The 16,076-nt window shown below is 59.1% G+C and carries 11 protein-coding genes; 3 read left to right on the top strand and 8 right to left on the bottom strand.

What is annotated here, in order from left to right:
* The first annotated feature begins 4 nt into the window (after nt 1-4).
* Nucleotides 5-541, top strand: a complete 537-nt coding sequence (locus QZ302_RS01440; RefSeq protein WP_294591666.1) for a hypothetical protein — start codon at nt 5-7, stop codon at nt 539-541.
* On the opposite strand, the gene QZ302_RS01445 is transcribed toward QZ302_RS01440, so the two are convergent.
* Complete coding sequence (locus QZ302_RS01445) at nt 462-1,700, bottom strand: 4Fe-4S binding protein (RefSeq protein ID WP_294591667.1); 1,239 nt, start codon at nt 1,698-1,700, stop codon at nt 462-464. The genes QZ302_RS01440 and QZ302_RS01445 overlap by 80 nt on opposite strands.
* A gap of 522 nt (nt 1,701-2,222) precedes the next feature.
* On the opposite strand from QZ302_RS01445, the gene gltX reads away from it, so the two are divergent.
* Both gltX and QZ302_RS01455 read left to right on the top strand, forming a co-directional pair.
* Complete coding sequence (gene gltX / locus QZ302_RS01450) at nt 2,223-3,758, top strand: glutamate--tRNA ligase (RefSeq protein ID WP_294591668.1); 1,536 nt, start codon at nt 2,223-2,225, stop codon at nt 3,756-3,758.
* Nucleotides 3,759-3,812: 54 nt separating this feature from the next.
* Nucleotides 3,813-4,139 (top strand): hypothetical protein, encoded by a 327-nt coding sequence (locus QZ302_RS01455; protein WP_294591669.1) that lies wholly within the window; start codon nt 3,813-3,815, stop codon nt 4,137-4,139.
* Nucleotides 4,140-4,238: 99 nt separating this feature from the next.
* Here the strand turns inward: QZ302_RS01455 and clpB are convergent, their stop codons facing one another.
* The 7 genes from clpB to QZ302_RS01490 all read right to left on the bottom strand — a co-directional run bounded on the left by clpB (nt 4,239) and on the right by QZ302_RS01490 (nt 15,723).
* Entirely contained in the window at nt 4,239-6,830 is a 2,592-nt protein-coding gene (clpB, locus tag QZ302_RS01460) for an ATP-dependent chaperone ClpB (protein WP_294591670.1), read from the bottom strand.
* Between the two features lie 128 nt (nt 6,831-6,958).
* Entirely contained in the window at nt 6,959-8,563 is a 1,605-nt protein-coding gene (locus QZ302_RS01465; protein ID WP_294591671.1) for a glycoside hydrolase family 31 protein, read from the bottom strand.
* A gap of 23 nt (nt 8,564-8,586) precedes the next feature.
* Nucleotides 8,587-8,904 carry a DUF4286 family protein gene (locus tag QZ302_RS01470; protein WP_294591673.1) on the bottom strand — a complete coding sequence of 106 codons (318 nt, stop codon included), beginning with the start codon at nt 8,902-8,904 and terminating at the stop codon, nt 8,587-8,589.
* Between the two features lie 177 nt (nt 8,905-9,081).
* A complete protein-coding gene (locus QZ302_RS01475) occupies nt 9,082-11,094 on the bottom strand; it encodes a dihydrofolate reductase (protein WP_294591684.1) in 2,013 nt (670 codons plus the stop codon).
* A 95-nt stretch (nt 11,095-11,189) separates the two neighbouring features.
* Nucleotides 11,190-11,939, bottom strand: a complete 750-nt coding sequence (locus QZ302_RS01480) for a shikimate dehydrogenase (RefSeq protein ID WP_294591674.1) — start codon at nt 11,937-11,939, stop codon at nt 11,190-11,192.
* Nucleotides 11,940-11,945: 6 nt separating this feature from the next.
* Complete coding sequence (locus QZ302_RS01485) at nt 11,946-12,911, bottom strand: DUF368 domain-containing protein (protein ID WP_294591680.1); 966 nt, start codon at nt 12,909-12,911, stop codon at nt 11,946-11,948.
* A gap of 166 nt (nt 12,912-13,077) precedes the next feature.
* Nucleotides 13,078-15,723: a transglutaminase-like domain-containing protein gene (locus QZ302_RS01490; protein WP_294591682.1), complete on the bottom strand. Its 2,646-nt coding sequence runs from the start codon at nt 15,721-15,723 to the stop codon at nt 13,078-13,080.
* Nucleotides 15,724-16,076: the final 353 nt, after the last annotated feature.

The raw sequence follows: 16,076 nt of genomic DNA on the forward strand, positions 1-16,076 counted from the left end.
GCACATGTACGATCGGTTTCCGGAGGCGACGGATACGATTCTGATGAAATCGGCCTGGCGCAACAGCTCGGCTGCCCTTTCGCCCGACGGCAAACGATTGGCATCGGGACTCTATTTCGGCGCGATTCTGGAGCTGTTCGACGTGGACGACGACAGCATCCGGCAACGGCATATCGAATATTTTGTCGAACCGGAATTTCCGTACGACAAATGGGGAAACCCGACCGATTTCGAGGTGATTACGTTCGGATTCGGGCCGCTCTGTGCGTCGAACGAGCGCGTCTATGCCACCTACAACGGAACGAAAGATTTCCGGAAGATGGATTATCTGGCCCTTTTCAATTGGAACGGGACACTGGAGAGGGTTTATAAAACCGATGCGAATTTCGTGCGAACCGCTTACGATGCGGCGTCGAATACCCTCTTTGCCATAGTACTCTCTCCCGAAGGCGAGTACCGCCTTATGCGGTTCGACCCTCCGATTCATCGTCTCTCCGCCGCTCTCGGAGCTTCGGATACCGCAGCCGACGGCGCAGAATAGCGAGCAGCTCGCCCGTCGGACAGACGATCCGACACCACGGCCGATAGAAAAAGAGCGACGCGCCGAGTCCGATCCCAGCCAATACGATCGACGAAGTAGCCGCCGCTCGGATCAAAAAAGCCGTGAACGGCTCGATATCGGCCAGTTCGAACCGCGGTCGGAGGATCAACAATCCGACGATAGCCGCCAACAGCAAACGTCGGCCCCACCGCGCTCCCTTCAAGACCGGTTTCGGAATCGGTCGTTTCCCGGGCCAAAGCTTTCCCGCCAACTCCTGCGCCGCGCCGAAAGGACACAGATAGGCGCAATAAAAATCCCGGTTGGTAAACAGCGGTATCAATACCGCCGTCAGCACGACCGCGAGCATCCCGAACCGCGCAATGGAAGAGGCGTCGAAAAGCAGCCAGTTGTACAACAAGCTCAACGACACGAAAGCTCCCTGCCAAATCCCCAGCACGGCCACCGAAAGCACCAGCAACGGGATTCTGATTTTCCGCGTCGTCTCGGGCGACAGAAAGCAGGCCAGCGACATGATGGTCACGAACAGCACGGCAAACTCGCCCAAATAGTTGGTTACGAAGTCCCAAGACCGGTTTTTCGGTTCCCGCCGGAGCAACGCGGCCAGGGTCTTATTCACATCGGCAATCACGGCCTGCGAGGTATGGGTAGCCCCCGACAAAGCGTCTACGTCGGGAATCCGATCATACAGATGGCGCCCGTTCCACTGCTCCAAGAACCGGGCTTCGGCCAGCCGCCGCACGAAACGCGGGGTCTCGTTATTAGGCAACATCCTCACGCCCCGGATAATCATCTCTCTGTCCAAAAAAATCACCACAGAGACCGGCCCGCCGAATCCCCGAGTCATATTATGCTCCTGCCGCCCGGCGATCAGGTAGCCGGACAAGGCATGGGGCTCTTCGGCTGTTCGCACTTCGTACATCACCGAGTCGTCGGTGGTCAATGCAACGGGGTGTTCGAAAAACCGGGCGACAAGGGTCGAGTCGAAACGGGTCGGAGCCTCAGGGGCCACCACTTCCCTCTCCTGACGACCGAACACGGCGTCCCGGTTCTCGCTCAGGGCATAAAGCACGACGAGCAAAAACAACAGCTTAGGGATTTTATTGACAATATGCTGCCAATACCGAAGGTGACCTGACATTCCTTTTTCGTAAAACAATTCCTTTTTCGCCCACATTTTTTGAGCTGGACGGAACCGTACCTTTCTTTCAAGAAAGGTACCCAAAGAACTTTTGCAGAGGTCGTCCCGGTGGGACGACCTCGGGTTCTCTCCGCCTTGTTCGTTAGGCTGTGGTTTTCCGGCGCGGGCGCATTGGGGTAATACTCGCATTATAGCGCCCCGCCGAGAAAACCCAGCCCAACCAATCGGGTAGACACGGTCAGAGCATCCCGCAGGGATGCGCTCTAAAGTTTTTTTGTTCTTTTTGTTCACAACCGACGCAGCCAGCGAGAGCAATGCAAACGCAGTTTGCAAATTGCCGAGCTGGCGAGGAGGAAAACGAGCGGAGCGAAGTTAAAGAGAACAGTACCCTCCTACACAAAGAACTACGCACGATAAGCAATCGCTATATTGACAAATGTAATGATTTTTCGGCAGCATTTCGTTCCCCGGAAATGGAATAAAGTTTGTATTTTCGTGAGTCGAAAAAAGAAAAATCCAGCTATGAACGACAGACCAGTGCGAGTTCGTTTCGCCCCCAGCCCCACCGGGCCATTGCATATGGGCGGCGTGCGCACCGCCTTGTACAACTACCTTTTCGCCCGTCAGCACGGCGGCTCTTTTTTGTTGCGGATCGAAGATACCGACTCTCATCGGTTCGTGCCCGGCGCCGAAGCATACATCATCGAATCACTGAAATGGTGCGGCATCGAGATCGACGAAGGAGTGAGCGTCGGCGGGCCGCACGCCCCCTACCGGCAGAGCGAACGGCGCGAAATCTACCTCCAATACGCCGAACAGTTAGTCAAAGACGGGTGGGCCTACTATGCCTTCGACACCCCGGAAGAGCTGGAAGCCATTCGGAAAGAGTACGAAGAACGGGGCGAGACCTTCGCCTACAATCATGCCGTCCGGACGAAATTAGCCACCTCGATCGCCCTGCCTGAGGAGGCGGTAAAGGCACGTATCGCGCGGGGCGACCAGTGGACGATCCGGTTCAAAATGCCGGAGGGAGAGACCATCGAGATGGACGACATGATCCGGGGGCATGTGACGGTCAACAGTTCGACCTTGGACGACAAAGTGCTGTACAAATCGGCCGACGCGCTGCCCACCTACCACCTGGCCAATATCGTGGACGACTACCTGATGGAGATCACCCACGTGATCCGAGGCGAAGAGTGGCTGCCGTCGCTGCCGCTGCACGTGATGCTCTACCGGGCATTCGGCTGGGAGGAACGGATGCCGCGGTTCGCCCACCTGCCGCTGTTGCTGAAGCCGACCGGCGGGGGCAAACTCAGCAAGCGGGACGGGGACAAGTTGGGATTTCCGGTCTTCCCGCTGCAATGGAAACCGCAGGACGGCGGCGAAGGGGCACGGGGATATCGTGAAGACGGCTATTTCCCGGAAGCATTCGTCAACCTGCTGGCCCTGCTGGGGTGGAATCCGGGGAACGACCACTCGGAAATCCTCTCGATGCCGGAGTTGATCGATCTCTTCTCGCTCGAACGCGTGAGCAAGTCGGGAGCGCGGTTCGACCCGGAAAAGGCCCGGTGGTTCAACGCGCAATACCTCCATCACAAGTCGGACGCGGAACTGGCGGCGCCCTTTCTGCCCGTGCTGGCGGCACACGGTCATCGGGATATCCCGGTGGCGAAAGTGGAACGCATTATGGGATTGATCAAGGAGCGGGCGACGTTCATCGGCGATCTGTGGCCGCTGGCCGCCTACTTCTTCGAGGCTCCGCAGGAGTACGACCCGAAAGCGGTGGCGAAATTCTGGAAAGACGACAATCCGGAACACCTCCAGAACCTGCGGCGGCAGTTAGAGGTGGTTGAAGACTTCACGGCTCCGAACCTCGAAGCGAAAGCGCACGCGTGGATCGAGGAGCAGGGATTGCCGATGGGTAAAGTAATGAATACCCTGCGGCTGGCTTTGGTGGGAAGCAGCACGGGGGCGAACCTCTTCGACATCGCGGAGTTGATCGGTCGGGAAGAGTTCCTGCGTCGGATCGAACGGGCACACGAGATACTTGGATAGCATCCGTCCGACTGACCGATAGGGTCTGACTTTACGCGGGACGCGGATGTGCCTTTGAACGGGACTTTCCCGTACTACTCGGATGGGGTTGTCGGAGAATCTTATGGATCAGGAGACTACAAAGCCACCAACGGTCGTCTCTACAAGGTAACGGACGACGGCACCGCGGGAACCCCGCTCGCCTGGTACCCCGCACCGGGCTACCGCGGTCATGCGGATGGCGTGCAGCGTAACGTCGGCAGCGAGGGTACGGTCTGGTCTGCGTCGGTGCCCGACGGCAGCACGGGCGCCTGGCGTTTGTTGTTCGGCACACCGGGCATGCTTCCTTCATATGCGACCTATCGCGGCAACGGTTTTCTGTTGCGTTGCCTCTCGGAATAAACGGAAGAACGACAAGTACGAACCGGTCAAAAACGCAAGAAGCGGGGGTGCAACTGTTGTTACAGTTGTACCCCCGCTTCTCTTATACCTCGGCGCTGTTTAGTTCGAGAAGGTCAAGCCCGCCTCCGAAGCGTCCACCAACACCGGTTTCTCCTTGTTCACCTTGCCGCCCAGAATCTGTTTGGACAGCTCGTTCACCAAGTTCCGCTGCAACGACCGCTTGATGGGCCGTGCCCCGAACTGCGGATCGAACCCGTCCTCGGCCAGCCAGTCCACCGCCCGATCGCTCACCGCCAGCTCGATGCCGCTCTGGGCCAGCATCCGCGTCAGGGAGTTGATCTGGAGCGTCACGATCTGACGCACATCGGTCAGCGTCAGCGGCAGGAACATGATGATCTCGTCGATCCGGTTCAGAAACTCCGGACGGATCGTCTGTTTCAGCAGATCCATCAGTTCGTTTTTCGTCGATTCGACAATCCCGTCCCGTTTCTCTTCCGTCATCTCCTTGTCGTTCAGCCCGTCGAACCGCTCATTGATGATGTGCGACCCGATGTTCGACGTCATGATGATGATCGTGTTGCGGAAATCGACCGTCCGCCCCTTGTTGTCGGTCAGCCGGCCGTCGTCCAGCACCTGAAGCAGGATGTTGAAGACATCCGGATGAGCCTTTTCGATCTCGTCGAGCAGCACCACCGAATAGGGTTTGCGCCGCACCGCCTCGGTCAGCTGTCCCCCTTCGTCGTAGCCCACGTATCCCGGAGGCGCCCCGATCAACCGCGACACGCTGTGCCGCTCCTGGTATTCACTCATATCGATACGGGTCATCAGGTTGGCATCGTTGAAGAGGAATTCCGCCAACGCCTTGGCCAGCTCGGTCTTCCCCACCCCGGTCGTCCCGAGGAAGATAAACGAACCGATCGGTTTGTGCGGATCCTGCAACCCGGCCCGCGAACGCCGTACGGCATCCGAAATGGCCCGAATCGCCTCGTCCTGACCGATCACCCGTTTGTGGAGCTCGTCCTCCATGAAGAGGAGCTTTTCCCGTTCGCTGGCCAGCATCCGACTCACCGGAATCCCCGTCCAACGCGATACCACGCCGGCGATATCCTCGGCATCGACCTCCTCTTTGATCATCGGATTGTCGTTCTGGTTCTCGCCCAGCTGCGCCTGCAACCGTTCGATCTCCTTCTCCGACTCCTGAATCTTGCCGTACCGCAGCTCGGCCACCCGACCGTAGTCGCCGCGCCGTTCCGCATCGGCCGCCTCCATCTTGAAGTTGTCGATCGCCTCTTTCTCTTTCTGAATCCCCTCGATGATGTCGCGCTCGCCCTGCCACTTGGCCCGCAGCGAGTTCCGCTGCGCATTGAGCTCTTCGATCTGCTGGGTCAGCTCTTCCACCTTCTTGTCGTCGTTCTCCCGGCGAATCGCCTCGCGTTCGATTTCGAGCTGCCGCACCCGCCGGTCGAGCTCGTCGATCTCTTCGGGCACAGAGTTCATCTCGGTACGGAGCTTGGCAGCCGCCTCGTCGATCAGGTCGATCGCCTTGTCCGGCAGGAACCGAGAGGTGATATAGCGGTGCGAAAGCTCGACCGAAGCGATGATCGCCTCGTCTTTGATCCGCACCTTGTGGTGATTTTCGTAACGCTCCTTCAGCCCGCGGAGGATCGAAATGGCATCGGGCACACTCGGCTCGTCGACCATCACCTTCTGGAACCGCCGTTCCAGCGCCTTATCCTTTTCGAAATACTTCTGGTATTCGTCCAAGGTCGTCGCTCCGATCGAGCGCAGTTCGCCCCGCGCCAACGCCGGTTTCAGGATGTTGGCGGCGTCCATCGCCCCCTCGCCGCCGCCAGCACCGACCAAGGTATGGATTTCGTCGATGAAGAGGATGATTTGGCCGTCGGAATCGGTCACCTCTTTGACCACCGCTTTGAGCCGCTCTTCGAACTCGCCTTTGTACTTGGCCCCGGCGATCAGGGCCCCCATATCGAGCGAAAAGAGCTGTTTGTCTTTCAGGTTTTCCGGTACGTCGCCCTCCACGATCCGATGGGCCAGCCCCTCGGCGATGGCGGTCTTCCCGACCCCCGGCTCGCCGACCAGAATCGGGTTGTTCTTCGTGCGCCGGGTCAGAATCTGGAGCACGCGCCGGATCTCTTCGTCGCGCCCGATCACCGGGTCGAGTTTCCCTTTGCGCACCTGTTCGATCAGGTTGATGGCATACTTGCCCAGCGCGTCGAACTGCTGTTCGTTGGTCTGGCTGTCGACAGTCGTCCCTTTGCGAAGCTCCTTAATCGCCGCGGAGAGCTCTTTGGCGGTCACGCCGGCGTCCTTGAGCAGTCGCCCCACTTCGGCCAGCCCCAGCAGAATGTGTTCCGGCGTAACGTATTTATCGCCGAACTGCGTGGTAGCCTGCATGGCTCTCTGCATCACCTGATTGCTCTCCGAGGAGAGATAGGGCTCGCCGCCCTGCACTTTGGGCAGACGCGAGAGATCGTTCTGCACAGCCGTTCGAAGGGCGGTCATATTGGCCCCCACTTTGCCCAACAGGTAGACGCCGATGGAGTCCTCCTCGCGAAGCATGGCGCTCAGGATGTGGGCCGGTTCGACAGCCTGCTGCCCGCCGGCGACGGCGAGGTTCACGGTCTGTTGGAGCAGCTCCTGCGCCTTGATGGTTAAATTACTGGTTGTCATAATGGTGTTTATAGATTTTATAATTATTTCCGGTGATTTGCCCGTTAAATCCTGCAAACTTCCTGCCAAAAAAGGGGTGCCTGACATTTTGTCAAGCACCCCTTCCGTCAGTCGCCGAACCAGCGGTTCTACCGTTTCAGTTCGTAATACGGAATGCGGCCGAGCGGCACGGAAATCTCCATCACCAACGGCCCTTTGAAGCGTTTCCCCTGATCGTCCACCCATGTTCCGCGCGGCAGACGCACGGTGCGTTTGCCTTCGGCCGTCACCACAGGCGCCACGAGGTATTTCGCCCCGAGCATATATTGGTCGCGACAGTCCCAGAACCCTTTGTTGGGATACATGTACTCCATGCTCCGCACCATCGGTTCGCCGGTCTTGGCCGCCTGTGCGGCGGTTTCGAGCAGGTAGGGGGCCATTTTTTCGTGCAGTTTCGCCGCTTCGCGGCAGTAGCCGAGGTGTTCGGCGTCGAGCACGCGCCACGGCGCGACCGAGAACTGCATCATCGGCATCAGGGCATGCAGCTGGGCCGACCGGACGATCAGATCCTGATCCAGCCGCTCCTGCGCTTCGGCGGAGAAGTCGGCCACTTGACCGCCTCCGACCATGTCGGGACAGGTGTAGGGATAGCCCAGAATCCCCGCATTGATCATCTCGGGCACGAGTTGTTGCAAAGCTTCCCAGCTGTGGTTCTTGTCGGCGAGCCGCTGCACGAGGGGCAACCCCTGCAATCCCCACGCGGCACGATATTCGTTGTACGGGAACCGGTTGCCCAGTTCGCCCCACCGCTGCAAGTGATCGACCGCCCGGGCATTCTTGTCGTGATAATCCTGGGTGGCAGGGTCGTAAAAATAGGTGTCTCCGGCATCGAATTTGAAGCCGTCCACGCCATATTCCCGCTGCATGCGTTCAAGCTGACGCTGCAAATGAGCAAACGCCGCCGGGTTGGTCAGGTCGTAACAAGCGCTGTAACCGTTCCACCACGGTATGATCGCGGCTTTGTTCGTTCCTTTTTGTTTGATAAGGAACCCTTTGGACTGTAATTCGCGAAATTCCGGACTGTCCGGACTCACGAACGGCGATATCCACAACATCACGTTGAACCCTTTGGCGTGCAACCGGTCGACCATCGCTTTCGGATCGGGAAAGCGCTCGGCTTTGAAGTCGAAGTTGCCGTAGTACCGCTGCCAGTTGTCGTCCACCATCAGTATCCCGGCAGGAAAGCCGTGGGCCAGAATGTCGTCCGCGTAGCGTTTGATGGCCTCCTGGCTCTGGTCGTATTGCAGTTCGATCCAGGTATTATATTGCGGCCGGCTGAAAAAGAGTTCGGGCGGGGTCTGTCCGTTCGAGCGGAACCGGGCGTTTTTGCCGAGAATCACGGCTTCGCGCAAGGTTTTCCCGGCTTTCACAGCCCGAACGTCTCCGACGGGCGAGTCGATGAGGAATTTCCGCCCGTCGAACCGAAAGGTGAACGGCGCGTCGCTCCAAATATACCGTCCGAGGCTGGAGACGAGGAACGGAGCGGACTGGTTTTGGAGGTTATCCGCGCCTAACCGATAGCTCCGGTCGGCGGCCTCGAAAGGCATGGCGGCACCGAGAGCCGTATAAGCTCCCCACCACCGCTCTCCGGCGAGCACCGGGATTTCGCTCTTATGCTGTGCGGAGGCGGTGCGGCACACCGTCAACAAAACGATCGAGGTCAGAAAAATCGAGAGATATCGGTTCTTTTTCATCGGATTGGCTATAATTTGACTGATCAAAGGACTATTTTCTTGAGTAACGAGGTGAAATACAAGGTTTGCTCGCCGAACAGCGGGCCGGTGATGGAGGCGTATTCACCGATCATTTCAGTCATGAATCGCTGGTATTCGGCCGTGTCGGGCACGTCGACCTGCAAGGAGTAGGTGTAATGCGGATCGCCGTGATCGGTCAGCACTCGGGTGAAAACCATCCGTGTTTGGTCGCTGCCGAACCCACCGGCGCGCAAAAAAGGTACGAACTGCCTCACAAAGAGGTCGTACCACCGTTCATGCACGGCGGGCTCGACAATAAAGGTGGTATTTACGATATACATGGTTTCTCGAAATCTGTCTGGTTTCAGGGTTTCGGGCAGTATATGGCCGATTTCGAACGCCGGGCGGGCAGTGCCTTCCGACACTCGGAAGGGGGCAGCCTCTACCCCTATTCTTTGTCCGCGCGCCTGACGCAAACACATGGCTACAGCTGTCCTGTCTGAAACAATTGCCCCCGATCAATTCCGATTCGGGAGGAATGAGTATTCCGACGAGTAGGTCAACATTTGATCCACATAATCCGTCGGGTACTCGATCCGGACATCCGTCATGGCTCCTGCCTCGTCCAGCACCGGCACATACCGCGGATTCACAAAACCCGAGTAAGGAGCTATATTCAACGCCGCATACCGTTTCAACACCTCGCCGTGCAACGTCGGATCGACCTTCACGCCGTACCGTTCGACCAGCTCCATCCCCGCCTTGAAATCGCCCTCCGACTTGATGCGCTGAATCTCGCGCAGCAGCTCGCCGAACAGCTCCCGCAACTTATCGTAATCGTTCACCACCACATACGTTTTCCCCGCTTCGGTAACAAACTCCACCACCCGATCCGCCTTGCCCCGCTCGTAGACCCAACCGGCGATCAACGCCCGGTTACGCATGTGCGCCTCTTCGATATTCTTGCCCGGCTCGATCCGCGTCAGCTGCGTCATCAGACCGTTCATCATGTAGTTGTTGTACTCGGCCTTCGCCACGTCGAGCGTCGGAATCACCCCCAGCTCGACCAGCTTCGGATCGTTCATGTAGTAGAGCGCGAACAGATCCGCCCGGGCCTCTTCGAGCGTCGAGCCGTAGTTTTTCAACTCGTCGCCCCGCACCCCTTCTGCCAATTGTCCCGAAGCGTGTCCCAGACACTCGTGCAGGTCGGTATGCAGGTTATTCCCCACCGTTCCCCACTTCGCGCGCAACTCACGGTCTTCGGGCCGCAGGATGAACTCTTCGGCAAAGCCGTTCCCGGCCGCAGCCGCATCGTAAGCCGCCGTAATGTTGGCGATGGTCACCGATTTCGAACCGTGGTCGCGCCGGATCCAGTCCGCATTGGGCAGGTTGATCCCGATCGGCGTCGCGGGATAGCAGTCGCCGCCCAGCATCGCCACGGTAATCACCTTGGCCGAAACTCCTTTGACGTGCGGTTTTCGGTACTGCGGGTCGATCGGCGAGTGGTCTTCGAACCACTGGGCATTGTCGCTGATAATCTGCGTCGTCTTGGTCGCTTCGAGGTTCTTGAAGTTCACGGTCGACTCCCATGAAGCCTTGTACCCCAGCGGATCTCCGTAGTTTTCGATAAACCCGTTCACGTAGTCCACCGTCGACTTCGTGTCCTGCACCCAGGCCACGTTGTAGTCGTCGAAACGCTTCAGGTCGCCGGTCTTGTAGTAGTCGATCAGCGTCCGGGTATAGGCCTCCTGCTCCGGCGTATCGGCCACCGCAGCGGCCCGTTCCAGCCATTTGACGATCTCGCGGATCGCCGGCCCGTACATCCCGTCGGCCGACCAGACCCGTTCGACAATCTTCCCGTCCGCCCCCTTGACCAGCTGGCTGTTCAGCCCGTAAGAGACCGGCTGCCGGTCGGTGGTATCGGTCAGGGCGGTGTAGAACGCCTCGGCCTCCTGCTGGGTCACGCCGTTGTAGTAGTTGCAGGCCGATGCGGCGATCATATCCACGCCGGCGGTCTGATCGACCCGTTTCGGATAGAGCGTCGGGTCGAAAATCACGGCTTTCACGGTGTCGAGCAGCGTCCCCTGAATATCTCCGAACTTATCCGCAGGCGTAGCGGCAAGCAGGGTGTCAAAATACTCGGCACTGAACTCCGGGGTGAACTTGTCGCCGGAATAGTGGTGGTGCACGCCATTGGCGAACCAGACTTTTTTGAGGTATTTTTCGAAAGCGAGCCACTGGTCGGCGGTCTTATCGCCGTCGTAGGTCGTATAAATGGCTTCGAGCGTCCGCCGTACCGGGAGGTTGTATTTGCAGTTCTGGTCGTAGAGAATATCCCGTCCGCAGAGCGCAGCCTGACCGAGATAGTAGATAAACTGTTTCTGCCGCGGGGTGAGGCTGTCGAAATCGGGTACCCGATAGCGCAGCACGTTGATGTCGTCGAATCGGTCGATGTGCCATTGGAAGTTCTCCGCCTGCGCATCCTTTGCGTTGCGGTCGGCTCCGCAACCGGTGGTCAATAGTGTGGTCATAAGCAAAGCGGCCGCCAGGCCGGTCTTCTGTTTCATCGTCTGTATTTTGAGTTCGTTATATTTTGTTTCCAGTCGGCTCTGCCCCGCCTTCGAGGTCACTCGTTCCAGATTTCCCAGCTGCGCTCCGCCTGGAGCACCAGCATCTCCAGCCCGCACTTCACCCACGCCCCGCGCCGACGTCCCTCGCGCAGAAAAGCGGTCTCGGCCGGATTGTAAATCAGATCGTAGAGGTAATGCCCCGCCCCGATACGCTCATAAGGCAGAGCCGGCCGGGCATCCTGATTGGGGTACATCCCCAAAGGCGTGGTATTGACGATCAGCCGGTGTTCCGCGACGATCTCCGGTGTCAATTGTTCATAGGCCAGCCGAGCCGCTCCCGCTGCCGTCCGCGATACTTCGACGTAAGCAATCCCGAGCTTATTCAACACGTAATGCACCGCCTGGGCCGCGCCTCCCGTCCCCAACACCAGTGCCTTCAGCGACGAAAGCTCGCCCGGAAAAGTCCGCAGCATCTCTCGCAACGACATCTCGAAACCGTACACATCCGTATTATAACCCCGGAACGCGCCGTCGGCCCCCACCCGCACACAGTTCACCGCCCCCACCTCCCGCGCCTCCGGGTCGATCTCCGCCAACAGCGGCAGGATATGTTGCTTGTGCGGAATGGTGATGTTGAATCCGCAGATATCCTCCGGCAAAACCCGCCTCAACTCCTCGATCCGCTCCACCGGAAAATTTTCATACGTACACTCCCCCTTCAACCCCTCCGCCGCGAACTTCGCTGCGAAATACCCAGCCGAAAAGGAGTGTCCGAGCGGAAAACCTATCAACCCGTATCTTTTCATCGTCTCTTAATGCTTTTCGGCCTCCTGTTCCGCCGCCCGCCGCCGCGACAACACGGCCGCTCCCCGCTCGATCCCCCAGATCAGCAGAAAGCCCGCCGCCATAAACACGATCGCCCAGCCCAACAACGCCGGCTGCCCGGTCAGCTGCTCGTATCCCCCCGGCAGGACATTCCGCTCCACCAGCGGCAAGACCTCGCCGTGGCTGTTGGTATAGGTCTCCATCACCTCTTTCCAGGGCCATATCTTGTTGAGCGACCCCACCATAAAACCGGTCAGCAAAGCCACCGTCACCCCGTGATACTTGGCCAGCAGCCACGAAAGGAGGTGCGAGAAGCTGACGATCCCCACCACGGCTCCCACCGCAAAGAGCAACAGCACCGGTACATTAAAGGTCGATACCGCCCCGATAATATAGGCGTACTTGCCCAGCAAAAGCAAGATGAAAGCCCCCGAAATCCCGGGCAGAATCATGGCGCAGATCGCCACCGCCCCCGAGAGCACGATAAACCACCACGCATCCGGCGTCGACGCCGGGCTCAGCACCGTAATCACATAGGCGGCCACCGCTCCGGCCGCCAAGGCGACGACGGTGCCGATCCCCCACCGTTTCACCTCGCGCGCCACGAGCCACGACGAGGCGATAATCAGTCCGAAGAAGAACGACCAGACGAAGATCGGATAGCTCTCCAAAAGGTATTTCATCAGCTTGGCGAGCGAGAAGACCGAGATGGCGATCCCGGCCAGCACCGAAAAGAGAAACCCGCCGTGAATATGTCGCCAGAACCCGCGCAGGTCGAACCGCCCCAAGAGCCGCAAGGCCGTGAGGTCGAACGATCGGATCGCTCCGACCAACTCTTCGTAAATCCCCGTAATAAAAGCGATCGTCCCGCCCGAGACGCCTGGAATCACATCGGCGGCCCCCATCCCGATGCCCTTGAGCACCAGCAGGGGATAGTTTCTTTTCGATTTCATAGAGAAGAAGTATTCGAATTACCGGAAAAGACAAAGATATCTTTTTTCAAGCAATTTCCCTCTCGCCGCCCCCACCGAATCCCTCGGCAAGCTTGCCATCCAAAAAGCGGGCTCGGAAAAGATTCCGAGCCCGCTTGATTTTTCGTTGCGAGAAAGCAATCCTCGCCTACAACGAGCGGATCACCTTCATCATCTGCTCGCCCAGCCCGATCCGGTAGCCCTGCGAAACGAACACCACCCGACCGAACGTATCGGCCACCACAAAGACCGGCAGATCGTTCATATTCGTCAACTCCAGCGACTGCCGAAGCATCCCGGCCACCTCGCCGCCTTTGTCGACGCCATAGGTAATGGTACTCGGCAGCTTGCCGAACTCCGACGCATCGAATGCCGCCAACTGTTCCGCCGTCGGGAAGAGGAACACCAGCCCCCTGCCCCACTGTTCCAACTCGGTCTTGAGAGCGGCGATGTCGCGCAACGCATGGTTAGTCGGCTCTTTCTTCACCTCCAACAAAGCCAGCACAAAGTACCCCCGACCGGTGGTCGAAAGAATCGACTGCGGCTCGGTCGCCCCCTGGGCCAGAAATTTAGACTCCGGATTCATCGTGCCGATCACCTGCACGGCGTTGTCGTCCTCGCGCATCGTCATATCGAGCGTCGTCTGCCGCCCCGCTTCGATCGGGAAGAAGCGCACCTCGCTCAGCACTGTCCCGTCCGCCATCCGCGTGCCGCTCGTGAGCATGTAGTCGCCCGCCTCCAGCACCACCGGCTTCCGGAAAATCGCCGACAATGACCCCGCAGCTCCCATATCCGCGTCCGGATCGCTCAGTTCGATCGTCTCGTAACGCCCGTTCCGGAAACGCGCCACCGTAAAGTGGCTGTAATATTTCGGATCGTCATTGTGTTTGCTCGGCACGTAGTTCACCATCAACGTCCCGCGCGGCACGGCACTCGCCACAGCCGCCGAAGCCGCTTCGCCGTCGAAATCAACGTTCCGCCAAGCATCCACACCGCACGTCGCCGACAGATCGTAGTATTGCAACCGTCCCGTCACCGGTTCATGCCGCGCCGGAATCCCCTTGCTGCGCGCCATGGCGATGAAATAACGGTCGCGAGCCGCCCGGTCGCCCATCCCCGAACGCTGTACCCCGAGGGCCGAGATCGGCAGCCGGCTCGGGTTGAGGCTGTCCACCAGCTCCACCCCCTTCGCCTTAAGGATAATCTCCTCGATGGTCGCCGGTTCGGAGGCCATCGCCGACCGATACGATACGAGCAGCTCCCGTCCTACCCGCGGGTTGAGGATATACTCCTTAAAATACGGCCGGTCTTTATAAGCCACCGCCCCCGTCAGGTGGTCGGCGAGCACCGCCGCCGGCGTGTCCTGCAAGTCTTTGGTCGAAACCACATCCAGCAGGTCAAAAGCTGTAATCAGCTCGCCCAGCTTCGCCGCCTCGGAGAGGAATTTCGCGATCTCCGCCCAGTTCCCGCGGCTCGTCGAAATCGCGTTCCACACCCGAGCGGTATCGGCACCGATCCGCTGCGCCAGCGCAAAGGCATCCTCCTTGGACATCCAGCCGGAGATATAGGCATTCCGGATCGAGTCCTCCTGTGCCAGCCGCAGCCCGTTGGCAGCCCGTTGTTCCGGCGTCACACGATCCGCGGTTTTGCCCTCCGCCGGCGGAACGATGTCGAACGCAGCGGCATAGCTTTCGCCCGCTCCGCCCCGACGATTCAGAACGATCACCAGCGTATCCTGCTTCCCGAACGAGAGTTTTTCGTATCCGAAGTCAGCCCCGTCGGTCGCCCAGACGAGCATGTCGCCCAACCCGGCGGTCATCGTGGTTTTCCCCTCGGCATCGGTCTTTTTACGCACAGCAGGATAAAACTCGGCATAATTATAAATCCCGAAATCCACCGATGCCCCCGGCACCACCGCACCGGTCGTATCGCGCACCACAATGGTCGCGGTCGCCACCGGAGCGTAGTTGTGGGTGACGTTGATTTCGGTATGGAGCGGGGTGCGGCCGATCACATCTTCGTCGCCGAGATAATCGCCGAAAACTTTCGTGTGCATCAGCATCCCGCGCTTGCTGGGGCCGTCAAACCACCCCATATCGAGCACCGGTTCCGGTTCGCAGGCTCCGAAGTAGTACCACTTCCCATCGGCCCACGCTTCGACCCAGGCGTGGTTGTCGTCGGTATGCGCCCACCGCGGGGTATAGACCTGCCGCGCGGGAATCCCCACGGCCCGCAGAGCGGCCACGGTAAAGGTAGACTCCTCGCCGCACCGCCCCTGGGCATTCCGCACGGCTGCCGACGGCGACATGGTACGGCCGTCGCTCGGCGTGTAGATCACCTTCTCGTGGCACCAGTGGTTCACCTCCAGAATGGCCTCTTCCATACTGAGCCCCTTGACGCGCTCTTTCAACTCGTCGTAGAAGGTCACGCGAGAGGTATCCAGATTCTCATTATTAATACGTACCGGCAGTACGTAGTGCAGGAACAGATCGTTCGGCACCGTCCGTCCCCAGGGCATCTCTTCGGCAGCCCGAAGCGAGGCGCGCACGTTGGCCAGATAAAGTTCCGGTGCATAATCGGTGGCATCGCCGACGGGCATGTAGGCATAGAGAAATTCCATTCCGTCCCGTTCTTTCGGGGTGGCTTCGGCGGGCAGTTCGGGAAGCCAGTCCGCACGTTCGGCGACTCGTTCGGCGACACGTTGCCGGGTCTGCGCCTGCTCCACCAGCCGGTCGCTGCCGCCGCAGGCGGTCAGCAAGGCGAGGGCCCATGCGGCAAAAAGTGTTTTCTTCATGGTGTTTGGGTATAATGTTTTTAGGTATGTTCAACATGTCTCTCCGAGCGCCGAACTCTCGGGATTCGGGTATCGTTCGTCCCCGCCCCGGGCTACCGCGACTTCGGTCGCGCGGGCTGGGAGGGCATAGCAAGGGGTATCGGCAACGGCGGGTACAGTTGGTCTTCCTCCTTTAGCGGGACTAGCGGCGTGTTCATGGACTTCGCCACGCAGGGTCTCCACCCCAACAACGCGCCCGATCGCGCCCACGGTTGTCAGTTGCGTTGCCTCTCGGAATAAACGGACGCTAAGCGTCTCTTACTGGCTGTGTCTACCCCAATACCTGCACCCTATTTGTACTCCTGCGGCTCGTA

Origin of the sequence: uncultured Rikenella sp. (genome assembly GCF_910579375.1) — a bacterium.
Taxonomy (GTDB): domain Bacteria; phylum Bacteroidota; class Bacteroidia; order Bacteroidales; family Rikenellaceae; genus Rikenella.

What these genes read in the sequence shown, in the direction of transcription:
- QZ302_RS01440 (WP_294591666.1), top strand. Translation starts at nt 5, where the DNA reads ATGTACGATCGGTTTCCGGAGGCGACGGATACGATTCTGATGAAATCG.
- QZ302_RS01445 (WP_294591667.1), bottom strand. Translation starts at nt 1,700, where the DNA reads ATGTCAGGTCACCTTCGGTATTGGCAGCATATTGTCAATAAAATCCCT.
- gltX (WP_294591668.1), top strand. Translation starts at nt 2,223, where the DNA reads ATGAACGACAGACCAGTGCGAGTTCGTTTCGCCCCCAGCCCCACCGGG.
- clpB (WP_294591670.1), bottom strand. Translation starts at nt 6,830, where the DNA reads ATGACAACCAGTAATTTAACCATCAAGGCGCAGGAGCTGCTCCAACAG.
- QZ302_RS01465 (WP_294591671.1), bottom strand. Translation starts at nt 8,563, where the DNA reads ATGAAAAAGAACCGATATCTCTCGATTTTTCTGACCTCGATCGTTTTG.
- QZ302_RS01470 (WP_294591673.1), bottom strand. Translation starts at nt 8,904, where the DNA reads ATGTATATCGTAAATACCACCTTTATTGTCGAGCCCGCCGTGCATGAA.
- QZ302_RS01475 (WP_294591684.1), bottom strand. Translation starts at nt 11,094, where the DNA reads ATGACCACACTATTGACCACCGGTTGCGGAGCCGACCGCAACGCAAAG.
- QZ302_RS01480 (WP_294591674.1), bottom strand. Translation starts at nt 11,939, where the DNA reads ATGAAAAGATACGGGTTGATAGGTTTTCCGCTCGGACACTCCTTTTCG.
- QZ302_RS01485 (WP_294591680.1), bottom strand. Translation starts at nt 12,911, where the DNA reads ATGAAATCGAAAAGAAACTATCCCCTGCTGGTGCTCAAGGGCATCGGG.
- QZ302_RS01490 (WP_294591682.1), bottom strand. Translation starts at nt 15,723, where the DNA reads ATGAAGAAAACACTTTTTGCCGCATGGGCCCTCGCCTTGCTGACCGCC.